This is a genomic window from Candidatus Komeilibacteria bacterium CG_4_10_14_0_2_um_filter_37_10 (genome assembly GCA_002793075.1).
In the GTDB taxonomy this organism is placed as follows: domain Bacteria; phylum Patescibacteriota; class Patescibacteriia; order UBA1558; family UBA1558; genus UM-FILTER-37-10.
In genome coordinates, this window is sequence record PFPO01000013.1 from 1 (window position 1) to 17,857 (window position 17,857).

General features: G+C 35.2%; 15 protein-coding genes and 1 pseudogene. All 16 read left to right on the plus strand.

Annotated features, from left to right (window positions below):
• Nucleotides 1-361: 361 nt before the first annotated feature.
• The 16 genes and pseudogenes from COX77_00550 (at nucleotide 362) to COX77_00625 (ending at nucleotide 17,855) form a co-directional block, all read left to right on the plus strand.
• Nucleotides 362-2,011 (plus strand): hypothetical protein, encoded by a 1,650-nt coding sequence (locus COX77_00550; protein PIZ99715.1) that lies wholly within the window; start codon nucleotides 362-364, stop codon nucleotides 2,009-2,011.
• On the plus strand, nucleotides 2,001-2,720 hold the full coding sequence (locus COX77_00555) for a macrolide ABC transporter ATP-binding protein (GenBank protein ID PIZ99716.1): 720 nt from the start codon (nucleotides 2,001-2,003) through the stop codon (nucleotides 2,718-2,720). Before COX77_00550 ends, COX77_00555 begins: the two co-directional genes overlap by 11 nt.
• Nucleotide 2,721: 1 nt before the next feature.
• The gene (locus COX77_00560) at nucleotides 2,722-3,960 is read left to right on the plus strand and encodes a hypothetical protein (protein PIZ99717.1); all 1,239 of its coding nucleotides are present in this window, start codon (nucleotides 2,722-2,724) and stop codon (nucleotides 3,958-3,960) included.
• Nucleotides 3,960-5,210: a hypothetical protein gene (locus COX77_00565; protein PIZ99718.1), complete on the plus strand. Its 1,251-nt coding sequence runs from the start codon at nucleotides 3,960-3,962 to the stop codon at nucleotides 5,208-5,210. Before COX77_00560 ends, COX77_00565 begins: the two co-directional genes overlap by 1 nt.
• 115 nt (nucleotides 5,211-5,325) lie before the next feature.
• Nucleotides 5,326-5,922, plus strand: coding sequence for a class IV adenylate cyclase (gene cyaB, locus COX77_00570; GenBank protein PIZ99719.1), 597 nt, complete (start codon nucleotides 5,326-5,328; stop codon nucleotides 5,920-5,922).
• A 62-nt stretch (nucleotides 5,923-5,984) separates the two neighbouring features.
• Nucleotides 5,985-7,199, plus strand: a complete 1,215-nt coding sequence (locus COX77_00575) for an AAA family ATPase (protein PIZ99720.1) — start codon at nucleotides 5,985-5,987, stop codon at nucleotides 7,197-7,199.
• Nucleotides 7,174-8,715, plus strand: coding sequence for a hypothetical protein (locus tag COX77_00580; protein ID PIZ99721.1), 1,542 nt, complete (start codon nucleotides 7,174-7,176; stop codon nucleotides 8,713-8,715). Before COX77_00575 ends, COX77_00580 begins: the two co-directional genes overlap by 26 nt.
• A gap of 214 nt (nucleotides 8,716-8,929) precedes the next feature.
• Nucleotides 8,930-9,967, plus strand: a complete 1,038-nt coding sequence (locus COX77_00585) for a cell filamentation protein Fic (protein PIZ99722.1) — start codon at nucleotides 8,930-8,932, stop codon at nucleotides 9,965-9,967.
• A 324-nt stretch (nucleotides 9,968-10,291) separates the two neighbouring features.
• Nucleotides 10,292-11,743 (plus strand): annotated as a pseudogene (locus COX77_00590) (type I restriction endonuclease subunit M).
• Nucleotides 11,744-11,751: 8 nt separating this feature from the next.
• On the plus strand, nucleotides 11,752-12,732 hold the full coding sequence (locus COX77_00595; GenBank protein ID PIZ99723.1) for a hypothetical protein: 981 nt from the start codon (nucleotides 11,752-11,754) through the stop codon (nucleotides 12,730-12,732).
• A gap of 3 nt (nucleotides 12,733-12,735) precedes the next feature.
• On the plus strand, nucleotides 12,736-13,188 hold the full coding sequence (locus COX77_00600) for a hypothetical protein (GenBank protein PIZ99724.1): 453 nt from the start codon (nucleotides 12,736-12,738) through the stop codon (nucleotides 13,186-13,188).
• 2 nt (nucleotides 13,189-13,190) lie between these two features.
• Nucleotides 13,191-13,652, plus strand: a complete 462-nt coding sequence (locus tag COX77_00605; protein ID PIZ99725.1) for a hypothetical protein — start codon at nucleotides 13,191-13,193, stop codon at nucleotides 13,650-13,652.
• Nucleotides 13,642-14,775: a hypothetical protein gene (locus COX77_00610; GenBank protein PIZ99726.1), complete on the plus strand. Its 1,134-nt coding sequence runs from the start codon at nucleotides 13,642-13,644 to the stop codon at nucleotides 14,773-14,775. Before COX77_00605 ends, COX77_00610 begins: the two co-directional genes overlap by 11 nt.
• Before the next feature lie 90 nt (nucleotides 14,776-14,865).
• The gene (locus tag COX77_00615; GenBank protein ID PIZ99727.1) at nucleotides 14,866-15,201 is read left to right on the plus strand and encodes a hypothetical protein; all 336 of its coding nucleotides are present in this window, start codon (nucleotides 14,866-14,868) and stop codon (nucleotides 15,199-15,201) included.
• A complete protein-coding gene (locus tag COX77_00620) occupies nucleotides 15,188-15,433 on the plus strand; it encodes a hypothetical protein (GenBank protein ID PIZ99728.1) in 246 nt (81 codons plus the stop codon). The genes COX77_00615 and COX77_00620 overlap by 14 nt, the downstream gene beginning before the upstream one ends.
• A gap of 40 nt (nucleotides 15,434-15,473) precedes the next feature.
• The gene (locus tag COX77_00625; protein ID PIZ99729.1) at nucleotides 15,474-17,855 is read left to right on the plus strand and encodes a restriction endonuclease subunit R; all 2,382 of its coding nucleotides are present in this window, start codon (nucleotides 15,474-15,476) and stop codon (nucleotides 17,853-17,855) included.
• Nucleotides 17,856-17,857 lie beyond the last annotated feature (2 nt).

Here is a 17,857-nt window from a genome sequence, read left to right on the forward strand (position 1 = left end):
CTAGCTCGATCCACTCCGCCGTTCAATAAATTATTCCTTTTAAAACATTCACTTTTCTTCATCAAAGTACCTTTGATTCAGACCAAGTGAATGTTTTTATTTAATCATTTATAACAGCGGGATTCCTTTTAAAAATACACTTAATCCGCCCCTCGTTTCACGAGTTTCGGACCCAAGTGTATTTTTATTTATATTCCTCTCTATAGAGGAAGAAAATAAGTAGAAGTTCTGCGTAAGGGTAATCTTTGGACTGCTAATGACAGTAGTTAATTAATCGTTAATTTTCCTTGCAAAAAAGCGTTTTTTAAGTTATAATATGAAACTAATAGAAAATTAATTATAATTTGCTTAAAATATTTTTATGAAGAAAAAATGGATTATTATTACAACTGTTATTTTGGTGATTCTCGTCGGCGGTTATTTTTATTTCAATGGCACTACGACAATAGTTTACCAAACTGAAGCGGCTGGTAAAAAGGATTTGGTTAAAACAATCTCCGCTACCGGATCGGTAAAATCCAGTGAAGAAATCAATTTAAATTTTGAAGCAGCTGGGCGAATTACCAGAATGTTAGTTGACGTTGGCAGTGTGGTTAAAACAGGACAACTATTAGCGACGATTGATGCTAGGGCTATTGAAGCCGACGTTGCTCAAGCTCGTGCTAGTTTAAGTTCGGCTGAAGCGGATTTAGACAAAGTTCGTTCTGGTGCTTCTAGTGAGGATTTAGCAGTATCTAAAAGACAAGTAGAGCAAATGCAAACAGAAGTAACTACCGCGCAAAACAGTATTACTAATTTACAAAATGAAGAAACTGATAAAATTAATGGCTATCGGCAAACTGCATTGAATAATTTAAGTTCCAAGAATTTTTATTCGCGGACAGCGCTTGATTCCGTCAAGGCTATTTTGGATAACGATAATGCGCGTGATGTTTTAAGTACCCGTAATGCTTTTTATTTAACCCAAGTGACCACTAATCATTCGGCGATTAATTTAGAATACAATCAGGTGGAATTAAATATTAATAGTATTAATAGCCAGTCGGATAGTAATAATATTATTAATGCCTTAAGTGGCTTGATTGATTTTCAAAACAAAATCAACCAGTTATTGAAAGATACTTTTTTGATGTTGGAAAATACACCCACAACGCAAAGCTTTACCACCACGGCTTTAGATGCTTATAAAACGAGTATTAAGAGCCAGCAGACTAATATTGAAAATTCTTTAGCTGCCCTGCAGAGTAGTAAAACAAATTTAAGCAGTACGATTATCTATTATCAAAGTCAGCTGAAAAATGCCCAGAATACTCTGGAGGCTAAACAACGTTCACTATCACTAGCTCAAGCCCAGTATGAACTCAAATCAGCGAAGCCGAGAAATTTTGATATTAAATCAGCAGAATCGCGAGTAGCTCAAGCCCGCGCCAATCTCCAATCAGTGTTGGCCAATCTGGCTAAGTACCAAATCATCTCACCCCTGGATGGTACCGTTGTTAAAGTTCATAAAAAAAGAGGTGAGCAAGCAAGTCCCAATGATCAAGTATTAACAGTTATTGGTAAAGCCAAATTAGAAATTGAGGTGGATATACCAGAAGCCGATGTGACCGATATCGTTATTGGTGACCAGGTGGCAATCACGCTGGACGCTTATGGACAAAACAAGAAGTTTACTGGCCATGTTACTTTCATTGAACCAGCGGAAACACAGATTCAAGACGTCGTTTACTATCAGATCAAGATTCAGTTTGATCAAGACGATACGGAGATTAAATCAGGGATGACAGCCAATATTAGTATTAGCGTTGATAGTAAGAAAGATGTCTTAGCAATTCCGCTGCGAGCTATTAGTTATCGTGATGGGCAATATATTGTTAAAGTTAAATTTAATGAATCTATCGAGGAAAAAATTGTCACTGTAGGTTTGAAAGGTGATTCTGGTTACGCGGAGATATTGACCGGTATCGTGGAAGGAGATCTAGTAGTTGTCGGACAAGAAAATGCCAAATAATATTATTGTTGCTAATAAAATAAGTAAAAATTATATTAACGACGGCGTGGAGACCGATGTCTTGTTTGCTGTTGATTTTCAAATACAAAGCGGTGATTATGTAGCTATTATGGGGCCATCAGGATCAGGCAAATCAACCCTGATGCATATTTTGGGATTTTTGGATCGCCCTACGGGTGGCCAGTACTTATTTGCTGGTAAGGACGCTGTGGTTTTGAGCGATTTGGAATTAGCGGAATTACGAAATAGCCAAGTTGGTTTTGTTTTTCAACAATTCAATCTATTACCCAAAACGACCGTTTACGAAAATGTCCGGTTGCCATTGCTGTATGGTAAAAAGAAAAATCACGATGAATTAACCATGGCAGCCATTAAAGCCGTTGGTTTAGAACACCGAGCGCAATTTCTCTCTAACCAATTATCCGGTGGTGAGAAGCAAAGGGTAGCCATCGCTCGGGCCATCGTCAATCAACCACAAGTTATTTTTGCTGATGAGCCTACTGGTAATTTAGATTCCAAGAACGGGGCTCAAATTATGAATATTTTTGAAGATTTAAATAAAGCGGGAAAAACTATAATTTTGGTAACTCATGAGCAAGACACGGCCAATCACGCGCAAAGGATAATAACTCTTCGCGATGGTCAGATCATTTCTGATAGTAAAGTACAAAATCGCGTTGATGGTAAATCCGATTTTTTAAGAAAATAATATGGGTTTGTTTTTATTTCGTTTAGCCTGGGATAATCTACGACGCAATAAATGGCGTTCGTTTTTGACTATGCTCGGTGTGATTATTGGTGTGGCTGGTGTCATTATGATTATTGCCGTTGGTGCTGGCGCGCAGAGCATGATTCTGGGCGAGATCACCAAAGTTGGTTCTAGTTTAATCGGAATTTTACCCGGTGCTTCTGATGATAATGGTCCACCAGCACAAGTAATGGGTATCAATGTTACTACCTTCGTTAATGATGATTTACAAAAATTGATTAACGACCCTTATATGTTGTCTTATACTTGCGCCAGTGGTTATGTCCGTGGGATGGCCACGGCGCAAGTATTTGAAGAAAAAAAAGATGTATTTTTTTTAGGAGTAGAAAATTGTTTACCAGAATTAGAAAATTTTTCAGTACAGTCTGGTCGTTTTTTTAATGAAGTAGAAAATAAAGAAGGATCAGCTGTGGTGGTTTTGGGTTCTGAGGTAGCTGAGGAAATATTTCCCAATCAAGATCCACTTAATCAGATTATTAAAATTAAGAAAAGACCGTTTAAAATTATTGGTGTTGTAGAAAAAAGAGGAACGTCGTTTTTTACCAATCAAGACAATCAAGTTTATTTGCCCCTGCTTACGGCCCAGCGTAGTTTGTTAGGTATTAATTATCTTAATTTTGCGCGTATTAAACTATTGAACGAAGCTGATATTGAACACGGGGTTGAATTTATTAAACAGAAAATGCGAGAATTGCATAATATTGACGGACCGGAACAAGATGATTTTTCTGTCCGCAATCAAGCGCAAGCGCTAGCGATATTACAAACAGTTACTGATGGTATTCGTTTATTTTTAGCGGCGATGGCTGCCATATCTTTGATTGTTGGCGGCATTGGCATTATGAATATCATGCTAGCATCGGTTACCGAAAGAACGCGGGAGATTGGTTTACGTAAGGCTGTTGGTGCTACTAAGCAAGTAGTTATTTGGCAGTTTTTAATGGAAGCCATTTTAGTAACTTTAGTCGGTGCTATTGCTGGTCTGGTATTGGGATTGATGATGGCTTGGATTATTGCTCTAGTTGTCCAAAATTTGGGTTATGCCTGGCAATTTATTGTTAATTGGCAATATCTATTGGTCAGCGCCGGGATTGCTATTTTTATCGGTTTGTTTTTTGGTATCTACCCAGCTGCGCAAGCGGCCAAACTTGATCCCGTTGAATCATTAAGGTATGAATAATGAATATTCTATTTATTGCTAAAATTTCTTATCAAGCACTGAGTAAACATAAGTCGCGAACAGCTTTGACTGTTTTGGGTGTGGTGATTGGTATTGCTTCAGTGGTGATGGTTTTTGCCACTGGCGCTTCGGTCCGTTCTTTTATCACCGATCAAATTGATGTATTTGGTAATGACATTGTGCAAATAGAAGTAAAGGTTCCTAACACCAATAAAACATCTTCCGAAAATGCCATGTCCATGGCTCAAGGCGTCACCATCACCACTTTAAAAATTGATGATGCTTTAGCGTTAAGTAAATTATCGACGATAAAAAATTTAACCTACGGTCTCACTGGTCAAGAAGTATTTCAGTGGCAAAGTAAAGTAAAGTCCGCTCTGATTTTTGGGGTAAATGATAATTTTGCCGAGGTTTATAAAATAGAAATTAGCGAGGGATCGTTTTATTCTGATCAACAAGGAGAAGGCATTTCGCGCGTGGTGGTACTAGGATCAAAACTTAAGGATAAATTATTTGGCACACAAAACGCCGTCGGTGAAACAATCCGAATTCGTAATCAAAGCTATCGGGTGATTGGCGTAACTAAAGAAAAGGGTTATTCATTGATGGATTTAGATTCTATGGCCTATATACCAATCAAAGCCCTACAAAAGCAAATGCTGGGAGTTGATCATATTAATTTTATTACGGCGCAAGTAAGTGATGTCAGTAAAATAGATCAGGCCGTCGCGGATATTACAGCGATTTTGAAAGTTCGTCATGATTTTATTGAAGATAATCCTGATCGTTTTGATTTTGCCGTTTCTACCACCCAGGAAGCTATGACTATGATTAGCTCAGTCTTGCAGGGACTTACTATTTTATTACTGCTAATTGCGAGTATCTCCTTACTAGTCGGCGGTATCGGTATTATGAATATTATGTATGTTTCGGTGATGGAAAGAACTTATGAAATTGGTTTACGCAAAGCAGTAGGAGCCACACCGACGCAAATCAAACAACAATTTTTGATTGAAGCGGCCTTGATCACCTTTGGTGGTGCCATCATTGGTATTGTTCTTGGTTCCTTAATGGCTTTACTTATTTCCGTAGTGGCTACTGCGCTAGGGTATAGTTGGCCATTTTCCGTACCACTTTATGGTATAATTACCGCAGTTACTGTTTCGGTAAGTATTGGTGTGCTTTTTGGTTGGTATCCAGCGCAGAAAGCAGCCAAACTGGATCCGATTACTGCCTTACATAAAACATAATTTATGTTCCCAATCAACAAAAAAATAGTATATTTTATTTTAATTGGTGTTCTCCTAGTCGTTTGTTTTATCACGCTACGTCTTTTTACACCGGAAGATACTTGGCTTTGCCAAAATGGTAAATGGATACGTCACGGTAATCCAGCAACTGATCAACCAATTAACCCTTGTCGATAATTTTATGCAATTAGAAATTGAAGTTAAATTAAGAGTGAAAAATAAAGTTAGCTTAGTAAAAAAGATATTAGCCTTAGGTGCCAAACCCGCCGGCCAAAAACACATTATTGACACCTACTACTCGCCAGCCAAAGGTCCTAGCTTTGTGACTAATAGTTCACCGAAATTACGGATTAGATATGATAAGTTGCACAACCATACTTCCTTGGATTTTCATTTACCCCGGGGACTGTGGGGCGGACAAGAAATGGAAGTAGATGTAGCTGATGTTAAAATGATGAAATTGATTTTTCAAAAATTGGGTTTCAAAATTGAGTCCATCGTTGACAATCAGCGAACGAAATATCAGTGGCGACAATTTAATTTTGATTTGGATCAAGTTAAGGGTGTTGGTACTTTTTTGGAGATTGAGTGGATGAATCCGAAATCGGCACAAAAAGCAGTAGTAGAAATCAAAAAATTAATGAAGCAAATTGGTTTTACGGAAAAGGATTTGGAGAAAAAAAGATATTGGCAGATGTGTTTATTAAAATAATATTTAGTACTAACCGGATGTCTGATTTGAGTAATTAGGCATCTTTTTTTATAATAAGCAGTATGGAACAAAATTCAAGTCAAAAACCCTTAGCTGATCGACTGCGACCCAATAATTGGGATCACTTTTTTGGCCAAGAAAAAGTACTTAAAAAATCATCTTTTTGGCACCAGAGTTTATCAGCTGGCCATTTCCCATCTTTGATTATTTGGGGTCCACCAGGCACTGGTAAGACCAGTTTGGCTTATATTATTGCCCAGCAAACAAAAAGTGTTTTTTATCAGTTGTCTGCTGTGGTTAGTGGTATAGCAGAACTCAAAAAGATTGTGCAGCAAGCCCAGGAGCACAGTCAGGAAGCAGGCAAAGTAATTTTATTTATTGATGAAATACATCGCTGGAACAAAGCACAGCAAGACGCTCTTTTGCCTTATGTGGAAAAAGGCGTCATTACTTTGATTGGTGCTACTACAGAAAATCCTTCTTTTGCTGTTGTCTCACCCTTGTTATCACGATGTCAGGTTTTAGTATTGGAAAGATTAGCTAAGGAGGATTTAGAAAAAATTATTGATCGCGCCCTTGCTGATAGTGACGCCGGTGTCAGAATCAAACTTAAATCGGAAACGAAAGTAAAAGTAGCAGAGCTAGCTAATGGTGATGCCCGGGCAGCGCTAAATATTTTAGAAATGCTGGATTATCATTTTGCTAAGAGTACTAAAGAATTAACTTTGGACGATCTACAGCAAGTACTGAGTAATCGCAAATTGTATTATGATAAAAACGGTGAAGAGCATTACAATATTATTTCCGCTTTGCACAAGAGTTTGCGCGGTAGCGATGCTGATGCTGCGCTGTATTGGCTCTTTCGCATGTTAGAAGCTGGCGAAGATCCCTTGTATATTGCGCGGCGTTTGATTCGCTTTGCTAGCGAAGATGTGGGATTGGCTAATTCTTTGGCTTTACCACAAGCCATCTCAGCTTATCAAGCTTGTCAATTTATTGGCTTGCCAGAGTGTGAAATTAATTTAGCGCAAGCTGTTGTTTATTTAGCCAAATGTAAAAAAAGTAATGAGTTGTACACTGCCATTAATAAAGTGAAGAATGATGTCCAAGAAACTTTGAATGAGCCAGTGCCACTACATTTGCGTAATGCACCAACAAAATTAATGAAAAACTTGGGTTATGGCAAAGACTATCAATATTCACCAGAACATAATTATCAAGAGAAACAAGATTATTTACCCGCATCATTAAATGATCGCCACTATCTATCGCAGTAGTTTAATTTTTTTATTAATTTTTGTTTTGACCGGATGTAGTTTTAATAATGCTAAAAATATTGTCCATAATAATAATATGATTAAAGATCAAAAAGTACAAGAAGTAGTGGGAACTGTACGACCAGCTGCGGTGGCTGGATCATTCTATGGTAATGATGAGCAACAATTAAAAAAGCAACTTAGTCAATATTTAGTCAGTGTTGTGCAGCAAAAACTAGCAGCACCGCTGGCGATTTTAGCACCGCATGCCGGTTTAGATTATTCTGGTGCTACCGCCGCCCACAGTTTTAAACAAATAGTTGGTTATAATTTCAAAAAAGTTTTAATATTAGCACCATCACACTATCAATTATTCAAAGGTGCCGTGGTACCTAGTTTTGATTATTATCAAACGCCATTGGGTAAAATAAAAATCGCTGAGGAAGCTAAAAAATTAGTGAACAACAAATTGTTTCAGCAAAATTTGGCAGCTGAGGAGCCAGAGCATGCCATTGAAGTGGAGTTGCCTTTCTTGCAAATGGTTTTAAATGATTTTACTATCCTGCCGATTCTCATTGGTTCTGACAATAATTATGAAGAATTAATGCAGATCAGTGCTGAGTTACAAAAAATAGTTGATGATCAAACATTGATAGTGATCAGTACTGACTTTACACACTATGGACCAAACTATGGCTATACGCCTTTTAAAAACGGTGAGCAAAAAGAAAAAATTGCCGAGATTGACAATCGAGCATTTGATTTAATAAAAAAGATGGATGCTCAAGGATTTTATAATTATGTTCATGATTCCTCAGTAACTATTGATGGCGGTACAGCTATTCCTGTTGGTTTGCAGTTATTAAAGAATATTGAAGTAATACAATTAGCTTATCAAACATCAGGTAATATCCTGAATGATTATACTAATTCAGTCAGTTATGCTGCTTTTGCTTTTTATCCCACGGTGAAAATAGAAATTAGTGTTGATCAGCAAAAAGAGTTGTTAGAATTGTCTAGGAAGGAAATTGATAGTACGCTGCGTAATCAGAAGAACGATTTTAAGCTCAAATATAATGATGAAGCAGTGTTAAAAGGTAAACAGGGGGTATTTGTCACTTTGACTATCAATGATCAGCTACGCGGCTGTATTGGCCATATTATTCCGCAAGAACCAATGATCAAAGCTATTCGCGATAATGCAGTAAATGCTGCTTTGCGTGATTCACGTTTTTCGCCATTGACTTTAGCAGAACTGGACAAAGTAAAAATTGAAATTTCTTTATTGACTGTGCCACAGCTCTTGACCGGTAAAGATTATCAGGAGAAGATGAATAAACTAAGGCCAAATATTGATGGCGTTGTTTTGATCAATGGTGATCAGGACGCTACTTTCTTACCGCAAGTTTGGGAGCAGATTCCTGACAAGCAGGAGTTTTTAAAGCAGCTGTCATTGAAAGCCGGGATGAGTGAAAATGCCTGGCAAGATCCAGCAACTTCATGGTATGTTTATCAAATTAAGGGGTTTGAGGAGTAGAATGCAATAGTTGTTAGAATATTTGAGGAAAGAAAATGGTATTACAAATCTTTTATTAGAGGATTGGATGCATTATAGAGAAAGTTAGAAATGTTGCAATTATAATTTAATAATGACGCAATTAATTAGCTAAAAAATGAGCTTTTAAACACAATTTTATAATAAATGACGCAATTGGCTTGAAAAAATGACGCAATGATGATAAGATGTATTTATGAATAAAAGACAAAAACAAATTATAGAATTTGCCAAGAAAAACCATTCTTTCCAAAACAAAGATGTGGTTGTTTTTTTTGATGACAAATATTCCAGAGAAACCATCACTCGTGATTTGTCTTTTTTGAGTCACCAGAAATTTTTGCATAAAAGCGGCGCTGGAGCTTTTGTGGCGTATTCTTTGTCTGACACATATAGCAGCTTAGAAGAAGTCGATATTCAAAAATATTTTGAAACCCCTTATTTTCAAAGAGACGTAAAAGAAATTTTTAATTTTGAAATATTTCATATTTTAGGTAATGATATTTTTACGGCTGAAGAAAAAGAAAAGTTAGAAAAATTGCAAAGACAGTTTATTAATAATTTCTCCAAATACGACAGTCAAACCATCATCAATAAGGAGTTTGAAAGAATAATGATTGAATTTTCTTGGAAATCCTCAGCCATTGAAGGCAATACTTATTCGCTCTTAGGCACAGAAGCTCTGATTAAAAATAATGTTATTGGCAAAGGAAAAACCAAAGAAGAAACCCAAATGATTCTTAATCACAAAGATGCTTTTAATGAAGCTATTCAAAATAGAGAGCGTTTTATTAAATTGCGCTCCGCTGATATTGAATACATTCATTCTGTTTTAACTAAGAAACTCGGAATAACCAAAAATATCAGAAATAAAGGAGTTGGAGTTATCGGTACAAAATACAGGCCATTGGATAATGAAGCCCAAATAAGAGAGATGATGCAAAAAATGGTTAATTTGATTAATAAAAAAGCATCATTTTTTGAAAAGGCATTGTTGGTTTCAATTCTTATCGCCTATATTCAAATTTTTGAAGATGGTAATAAAAGGACTTCTAGAATGATTTCCAATGCTATTTTGTTAGCACACAATTCCATACCGCTCTCTTATAGAATCGTCGATGTTGAGGAGTACAAAAAAGCGGTAATATTGTTTTATGAAATAAATAACATTTCGTATTTTAAACGTATATTTGTTGAGCAGTTTGAAGATGCCGTCAATAATTATTTCAAATAGAATAATATGAACGGAGTAGATGCGAGAGTTGAATATATTGACCCAAATCTCAAAGCGAATGGTTGTGGTGAAGTAGCGATATCAAAATTCCTACAAGAGTTTCGTATTATCGAGGGAAAAAAAATACAAACCCGCATAACAAGATATCATGCACAGATTTTTTAAAGCAGCTGTCATTGAAAGCAGGGATGAGTGAAAATGAATGGCAGGATAGTGCTACTTTATGGTATGTTTATCAGGTTAAGGGGTTTGAGGAGTAGGATTGATAGATTAAATTTATATTGTTATAATTTACAGATAAATAAGAAAATAAAATAATAAACCATGTTTGAACAATCATTTAAAAATATAGATAATATTCTCCACACCGACTCTGGTTGCGGAACAGAATTGGATTATATTGAGCAAACCTCGTGGATTCTTTTTTTAAAATATCTCGATGATTTAGAAGATACGAAAGTTACAGAAGCAGCACTTGCTGGAACTGGTTATGAATACATTTTACCCTCTCAATACCGGTGGAACACATGGGCTTGTCCGAAGGATAAGAACGGCAAATTAGATCATCAAGAAGCATTGGATGGTGATGACTTGAAGGATTTTGTAAATAACAAGCTTTTTTCGTATCTTAAGAAATTTAGAGCAGAAGATCCCAATACCATTGAGTATAAAATTGGTGAAATTTTTCATGAACTAAAGAATAAAATATCTAGCGGTTATAAATTGCGCGAGATTTTGAATATTGTTGACGGTATGCACTTTCGTCTTTATGAAGAAAAGCACGAGCTTTCTCATCTTTATGAAGCCAAAATTAAGAACATGGGTAATGCCGGAAGAAATGGAGGAGAATACTACACCCCACGCCCACTTATTAGAACGATAGTTAAAATAGTTGATCCCAAAATTAGTGAAACAATCTATGATGGAGCTTGTGGTAGTGCTGGTTTTTTAGTCGAGGCGTACAATTATTTGACTGAGAACCAAACCAAGCTTTCCTCAAGTCAGATGAAAACATTGCAAAACAAAACTTTTTATGGCAAAGAAATAAAATAGCTTGCCTACATAATCGGTATTATGAATATGATTTTGCATGGCATTGAGGCTCCAAATATTAGACATATGGACACCTTGTCAGACAATATTAATGATATTCAGGAAAAGGATCGCTATGATATTATTTTAGCAAATCCACCCTTTGGTGCGAAGCTTGGTTCAGAAATTCAGCATAATTTTCCAATTAAATCTAGTGGCTCAGACAATCTTTTTTTGCAACATTTTATTAAAATTCTTAGAGCCGGTGGTAGAGCTGGCATAGTTATTAAGAATACTTTTTTATCTAACACTGACAATGCTTCTATTTCTTTGCGCAAGTTACTTCTGGAAAGTTGTAATCTGCATACAGTATTAGATTTACCAGGCGGTGCCTTCCAGGGTGCTGGAGTAAAGACAGTAATCTTATTTTTCACTAAAGGAACTCCGACAAAAAAAGTTTGGTTCTATCAACTTAACCTTGACCGTAACCTTGGCAAAGGCAATCCACTCAATGAAGCCGATTTAATAGAATTTGTTGAGTTACAAAAGAACAAAGCCGATAGCGTCAATTCATGGAGCGTTGATGTAAAAAATATTGATCAAGCGACTTTTGATTTGTCAGTAAAAAATCCAAATAAAGTCGGTGAAGTTATTTTACGCGAGCCGAAGGATATTGTAAATGTTATGAGAAAACTAGATTATGAAAGTAGTGAGATACTCATTAAAATTGAGGAAATTATTTAATAGGTTTTATGAATATACATAAGGAACCATATGACTCAATAAAGGCAAATATAATGAACTCTGGCGAGAGTTATATAAAAACGTTGATTGAAAATGAAAAAGAATCATTCTACGTTGATTTTAAAGAGGTTGTCGATGATTATACATCTAAACGTGGTTTTTCTGTCTCTGATTATAAAAATTTAGCAAAAGCTGTTTCCGGATTCGGAAATTCAGCTGGTGGATTATTAATTTTTGGCATTGCGGAAGATAAATTAATTAAAACATTTCAGTTGAAGCCGTTTAGTGGCATTTCAGAATTTTCAAAATTAGTCAATGAAAATGTGAGTAGGGTTACCACGCCACCAAATAATTATGTGAATAGTTTTACGGTTGAATCCTCCAGCAAGAATTTTGGTTATGTTGTGGTAGAGATTCCTAAATCAAATTTTGCTCCGCTGCAAACAATCATCAATGATTTAAAACATCAATATTATATGAGAAGTGGAGAGTCTCACGTTTCTATTCCCCATGATGTTTTATCTGGTATGTTTGGAAAGCGACCCAACCCTATTCTAGGTTATAGTTTTATGAACTTTAATTATTCCGATAATGACAATATTTGTTTTACGATTGCAATTAGAAATAGTGGCAATGTAATTATTAAAAATATTTGGGTGAATTTAAGTACAGCGGAAATTCCAGGGTTAGTGTATGGTCCCAATGCTAAAATGCAAGACATTTTCAAAGGTCATAATTTGTCTAATTCTTATATGAGCATAATTACAGTTGACGAATTTAAATTACCACCTCAAGTGCCATTAGCTATGGTAGATATACAGATTCCAAAAAAACTAAAAAAAAGAGTGGGTGGTTATGCATTTTATTTTTCTTATGGTTGTGATGGCTCTGAGCCATATGAATTTAGTGCAAGGTTTACTAAAAACGATTTTACTAAAGTGAGTACCGACGGATTTTTAGAATTTTTAAATAAAACGAATAATAAGTAATTTATGATAAATGTTGTCTCAATCATTTTAGTTGCCCTTCTTGGCGTTTTAGGAAATATTGCCTATTTTAGATATCAAAGTAAGAAGGTGGGTGAAAAAGAAGTTTTAAAAACAAGATTAACCAATTTATTATTGCCTTTATTTATTACACTCAAACATGAGGAAATAAATTTAGAATGGGCAATAAAATATGGTGATCCTGGCGATTTTTATTCAGAAAAACCCACTCGTTTGCGTAATAAACTAAAAGACATCATCAAAGACAATTTATATCTAGCAGATGATGAGTTGCATGAAGCTTGCGTGGTTTTTATGAATTGGTCAGCTCTGTGTGATGAATCGGAAAGGTATCAAAATATAATGAATAATGTAGATACAAACGATACCGATTTTGAGAATTTTAAAAAAGTTGTTTATCAGGAATACAATACGGAAAGAAAAAAATATTTATCATAATTATGAAATCTAACCGGCAAACAAAAAAATTGAATGTTAATTTAAGCACAGGCAAAATATTTATACGCCTTAATCTTGAACGGTGCCGTGAATTGATCGATACTGGCATTTTATTTGATGGTGGAAAAAATCCTTTTATTCAGTCTGTCTTTATTGAATTAATGATTCGCTTAAGACATTTAGATCATGTATTAAATATAGAAACAGATGATGATCCTATAATTATAAAATTACGTGACGCGGGGACTCACCCATATTTAAATCGCGAAATTGATAGTGGAAGTATTATTATTGATTTTGCAAGAAATTTTAAAGGAAATTGGAGTTATGATAATGTTGCTTTTAAAAAACAAGATGATACGTGCGATGTGGAATTTCAATACGGAGATTCAGTGATTTCGGCAAAAGAAATTTTAAACTTGATTGAAATATTTGAGAATAAATTTATAAGTTATGAAAAATAACTGGCAAACAAAAAAAATTGGTGAAATTTGTGACGTTGATTGGGGTAATACAAATTTAACTAAAAAGTCATACATTACTAATGGTAAATATTTGGCATGCTCAGCAGCCGGTTGTGATGGAAGAATCAATCGCAAAGAGCACTCAAAATATACGCCAGTACTATCAGCCATTGGTGCTCAATGCGGAAGAATGTTTTTTCCTGAAGAAGATTTTACTGCGATTAAAAATACCATAACACTTACGCCAAAAAAAGAAATTGTTGATAATAAATTTTTATTTCAATTATTTAACTCAATCAATTTACCTCAAAGAGGTGCTGGGCAGCCCTTTATTTCAAAGGGTGATATAGAAGCATTCGAAATTGCCTTACCCACTTTAGTTGAACAGCACCGTATCGTGAAAATTTTAGATGAAGTTTTTGAAAAAATAGCCAAAGCAAAAGAAAATACTGAAAAAAATCTACAAAATTCCAAAGAGCTTTTTGAATCTTATTTACAAAATATTTTTTCAAATCCAGAAAAAGATTGGGAGAAGAAGAGATTGGGAGAGGTTTGTGAGATGATTAATCGAGGAATTTCTCCAAAATATGTTGAATCAGATGGGTTTTGTGTTTTAAATCAGAGATGCGTTAGAGGTCATAAAATAGATTTTTCATTAGCTCGACTGCATGATAGTACAAGTAAAAAGGTAAGCATTGAGAAATATATTAAAATAGGAGATGTTTTAGTTAATTCCACTGGAACGGGAACACTTGGAAGAGTTGCGCAAGTAAGTGTATTAAACGGTGCGACCACAGTTGATTCGCATGTAACTATTATTAGGCCTATAGGGAATATGTTTTATAACGAATTTTTTGGATATTCATTAATATTTATTGAAAAAGAAATTGCCAAAAGAGGTGATGGTTGTGGTGGTCAAACAGAGTTAGCCAGAAATACATTAAAAAAAGATTTTAAAATTACCTATCCAAAATCCATTACCGAACAAAAAGCTATTGTAAAAAAACTTAATGAACTTTTTGAGCAAACAAAAAAATTAGAAGCAATTTATCAACAAAAGTTGGACGATTTGGAAGAGTTGAAAAAATCAGTGCTTAAAAAAGCGTTTAGCGGGGAGTTGTAGTCACAATCGTGAAAACATAAAAATAGTTAACTGCCTTTCATTTTTTTGTTTATATTGACAAAACGTGGAATAATAGTACAATAACAATATATGATAAATATTATCAAAATTATAAAGGATTACATAAAAAAAGAAATCTGGGATAACAAAGATTTGGGTCCTAGAGGACTTTTTGAATTAAGTGAATACATGAGGCATTTTTCAAGTATCAGGTTTGATTATCATAACAACGAAGACGGATCAATAACGGCAGTATCAAGTGGTTTTCTATATGGCTCTATTATAACTAATGGCAAAAATTTGCAAGATCTTGATAGGAATATAAAAGATGCGATTTTAACGTCATTTGAAATTCCATCTGTTTATTACAAAGAAGCTCACATTGAAAGAGTTGGTACTGAGCAGAAAGAATATGCCCTCGCTTAGTCAGTTACCCGGAGAAATTAAGAGGAATAAATTAACCAAGGCCTTAGTTCGTCTTGGTTTTAATATAGATAAAAAGGGTGGCAATGGTAGTCATTATAAAGCCACATGGCCAAGTAATCAAAAATCAGTTACTTTGCCAAGCTATATCAATAAGAATACTTTATATTATTTACTTAGGGAAATTGAGAATATTAGTCAATTATCATGGACTGATATAAAAGAAAAACTATAAGATAATAATTATAATCTAGATAATTTATTTACAGAGTCATATGAACGAAGCAGAAACAAGAGCAGAGTATATCGATCCTAAACTAAAAGCTAGTGGTTGGGGTGAGATCGAGGAATCAAAGATTCTTCGCGAATTTCGTATAACTGATGGTAAAATACAGACTGGCGGTACGCGAGGAAAGCCAGAGATAGCCGATTATATTTTGGTTTATAAAAATCGTAAAATTGCCGTTGTAGAAGCCAAAGCCGAAGGTTTGGAAGCGACCGAAGGCGTGGCTCAAGCTAAAGCCTATGCACAAAAATTGCAGATTGATTATACCTACGCTTCCAACGGTAAAGAGATTTATGAGATATCTATAAAATCTGGAAATGAGAATAATGTGGGCAGTTTCCCTACGCCCGATGAATTGTGGAATAAAACCTATTCAGATCAAAATGAGTGGAAAGATAAATTTGCTAAAGTGCCCAATGAAGGAGATTATGGCAAGCGCTATTATCAGGAAATTGCCATTAATAATGCTTTGAATGCTATAGCTGAAGAAAAAAATAGAATACTTTTAACTATGGCTACTGGTACAGGAAAAACTGCTGTTGCTTTTCAAATAGCTTGGAAACTATTTCAAACACGTTGGAATTTAAAACGAGATGGAGCGCGCCGACCAAGAATATTATTTTTGGCAGATAGAAATATATTAGCTGATCAGGCGATTAATGCCTTTTCTGCTTTTGATGATGATGCGCGCGTGCGTATTAATCCATTAGATATTAGAAGACGAGGAAATGTACCTATGAGCGGAAGTGTTTATTTTACGATATTCCAAACATTTATGAGTGGTCCTAATGGTACGCCATATTTCGGTGATTATCCAAAAGATTTTTTTGATTTTATTATTATTGATGAGTGTCATCGAGGCGGAGCTAATGACGAAAGTAATTGGCGCGGAATTCTGGAATATTTTTCACCAGCTGTTCAGCTTGGTTTGACAGCTACACCAAAACGACAAGACAACGTGGACACTTATAAATATTTTGGTGAGCCAGTATATATTTATTCATTGAAAGAGGGTGTTAATGATGGTTTTTTAACGCCATTTAAAGTTAAACGTATTAAAACCACGATTGATGATTATGTTTATACTTCTGATGATCAGATTATTGAGGGTGAGGTAGAGGAAGGAAAAGTATATGAGGAGCCGGATTTTAATAAAATTATTGTTATCAAAGAACGTGAAGAGAAAAGAGTCCGTGTAGTACTTGACGAAATGAATCAAAATGAAAAGACTATTATATTTTGCGCTACGCAAGATCATGCTCTAGCCGTTCGCGACTTAGTAAATCAGATGAAAGAAAGTAGGGATCCTTTTTATTGCGTTCGAATCACGGCTAATGATGGTGCGAGAGGGGAACAATATTTGCGTGAGTTTCAAGATAATGAAAAAACAATACCTACAATTTTGACAACATCGCAAAAGCTTTCTACAGGAGTAGATGCTCGCAATATCAGAAATATTGTTTTAATGCGTCCAGTAAATTCAATGATTGAGTTCAAGCAAATTATTGGTCGTGGTACAAGACTTTTTGATGGTAAAGAATTTTTTACCATCTACGATTTTGTTGATGCCTATAAACATTTTTCAGATCCAGAGTGGGACGGAGATCCGGTAGATGAAATCTGCCCAAAATGTGGAAAAGAACCCTGTATCTGTAAATCTAAACCACCACGCACATGTGACATTTGTGGTAAAAGACCATGTGAATGTGAAAAACCACCTAGAACATGTCCTGTGTGCGGCAAGATTCCTTGTGAATGCGAAAATCCGCCAAATAGGAAACTAAAAATTAAATTACGTGATGGTAAAGAACGTGAAATTCAACATATGATTACTACATCTTTTTGGAGTGCTGACGGTAGACCAATTTCAATTCAAGAGTTTATGGAAAATATGTTTGGCGCTATGCCGGAATATTTTAAGAGTGAAGAGGAATTAAGAAATATTTGGTCCAATCCAACCACACGCAAAGTATTTCTAGATAAGATCGCTGAGAAGGGTTATGGTAGGGAAGAACTAGAAACCTTGCAGAAAATGATTGACGCAGAGGATAGTGATCTGTTTGACGTTTTGACTTATATATCATTTTTGACGGAACCAATTTCCAGGGCACAGAGAGTGACACAGGCAAGAGATAAAATATTTGCTGGTTTAGATGAAAGACAAAAAGAGTTTTTAGATTTTGTTTTGTCTAAGTATGAAGAAAAAGGTGTGGAAGAGTTAGATGAGGAAAAACTACCAATACTGCTAAACTTAAAATATTATGCTATTGCTAATGCCGAGCAATCACTTGGAAGCGTAGAGAATATTAGATCAATCTTTTTTACATTCCAGAAGCATCTTTATGCTGAGAAAATTAGAGAATATATTTAGAT

Coding starts and splice junctions, on each gene's coding strand:
- COX77_00555 (PIZ99716.1), top strand. CDS start 2,001: ATGCCAAATAATATTATTGTTGCTAATAAAATAAGTAAAAATTATATT.
- COX77_00560 (PIZ99717.1), top strand. CDS start 2,722: ATGGGTTTGTTTTTATTTCGTTTAGCCTGGGATAATCTACGACGCAAT.
- COX77_00610 (PIZ99726.1), top strand. CDS start 13,642: ATGAAAAATAACTGGCAAACAAAAAAAATTGGTGAAATTTGTGACGTT.
- COX77_00625 (PIZ99729.1), top strand. CDS start 15,474: ATGAACGAAGCAGAAACAAGAGCAGAGTATATCGATCCTAAACTAAAA.
- COX77_00600 (PIZ99724.1), top strand. CDS start 12,736: ATGATAAATGTTGTCTCAATCATTTTAGTTGCCCTTCTTGGCGTTTTA.
- COX77_00550 (PIZ99715.1), top strand. CDS start 362: ATGAAGAAAAAATGGATTATTATTACAACTGTTATTTTGGTGATTCTC.
- COX77_00605 (PIZ99725.1), top strand. CDS start 13,191: ATGAAATCTAACCGGCAAACAAAAAAATTGAATGTTAATTTAAGCACA.
- COX77_00585 (PIZ99722.1), top strand. CDS start 8,930: ATGAATAAAAGACAAAAACAAATTATAGAATTTGCCAAGAAAAACCAT.
- COX77_00595 (PIZ99723.1), top strand. CDS start 11,752: ATGAATATACATAAGGAACCATATGACTCAATAAAGGCAAATATAATG.
- COX77_00615 (PIZ99727.1), top strand. CDS start 14,866: ATGATAAATATTATCAAAATTATAAAGGATTACATAAAAAAAGAAATC.
- COX77_00580 (PIZ99721.1), top strand. CDS start 7,174: ATGATCGCCACTATCTATCGCAGTAGTTTAATTTTTTTATTAATTTTT.
- cyaB (PIZ99719.1), top strand. CDS start 5,326: ATGGTAAATGGATACGTCACGGTAATCCAGCAACTGATCAACCAATTA.
- COX77_00620 (PIZ99728.1), top strand. CDS start 15,188: ATGCCCTCGCTTAGTCAGTTACCCGGAGAAATTAAGAGGAATAAATTA.
- COX77_00575 (PIZ99720.1), top strand. CDS start 5,985: ATGGAACAAAATTCAAGTCAAAAACCCTTAGCTGATCGACTGCGACCC.
- COX77_00565 (PIZ99718.1), top strand. CDS start 3,960: ATGAATATTCTATTTATTGCTAAAATTTCTTATCAAGCACTGAGTAAA.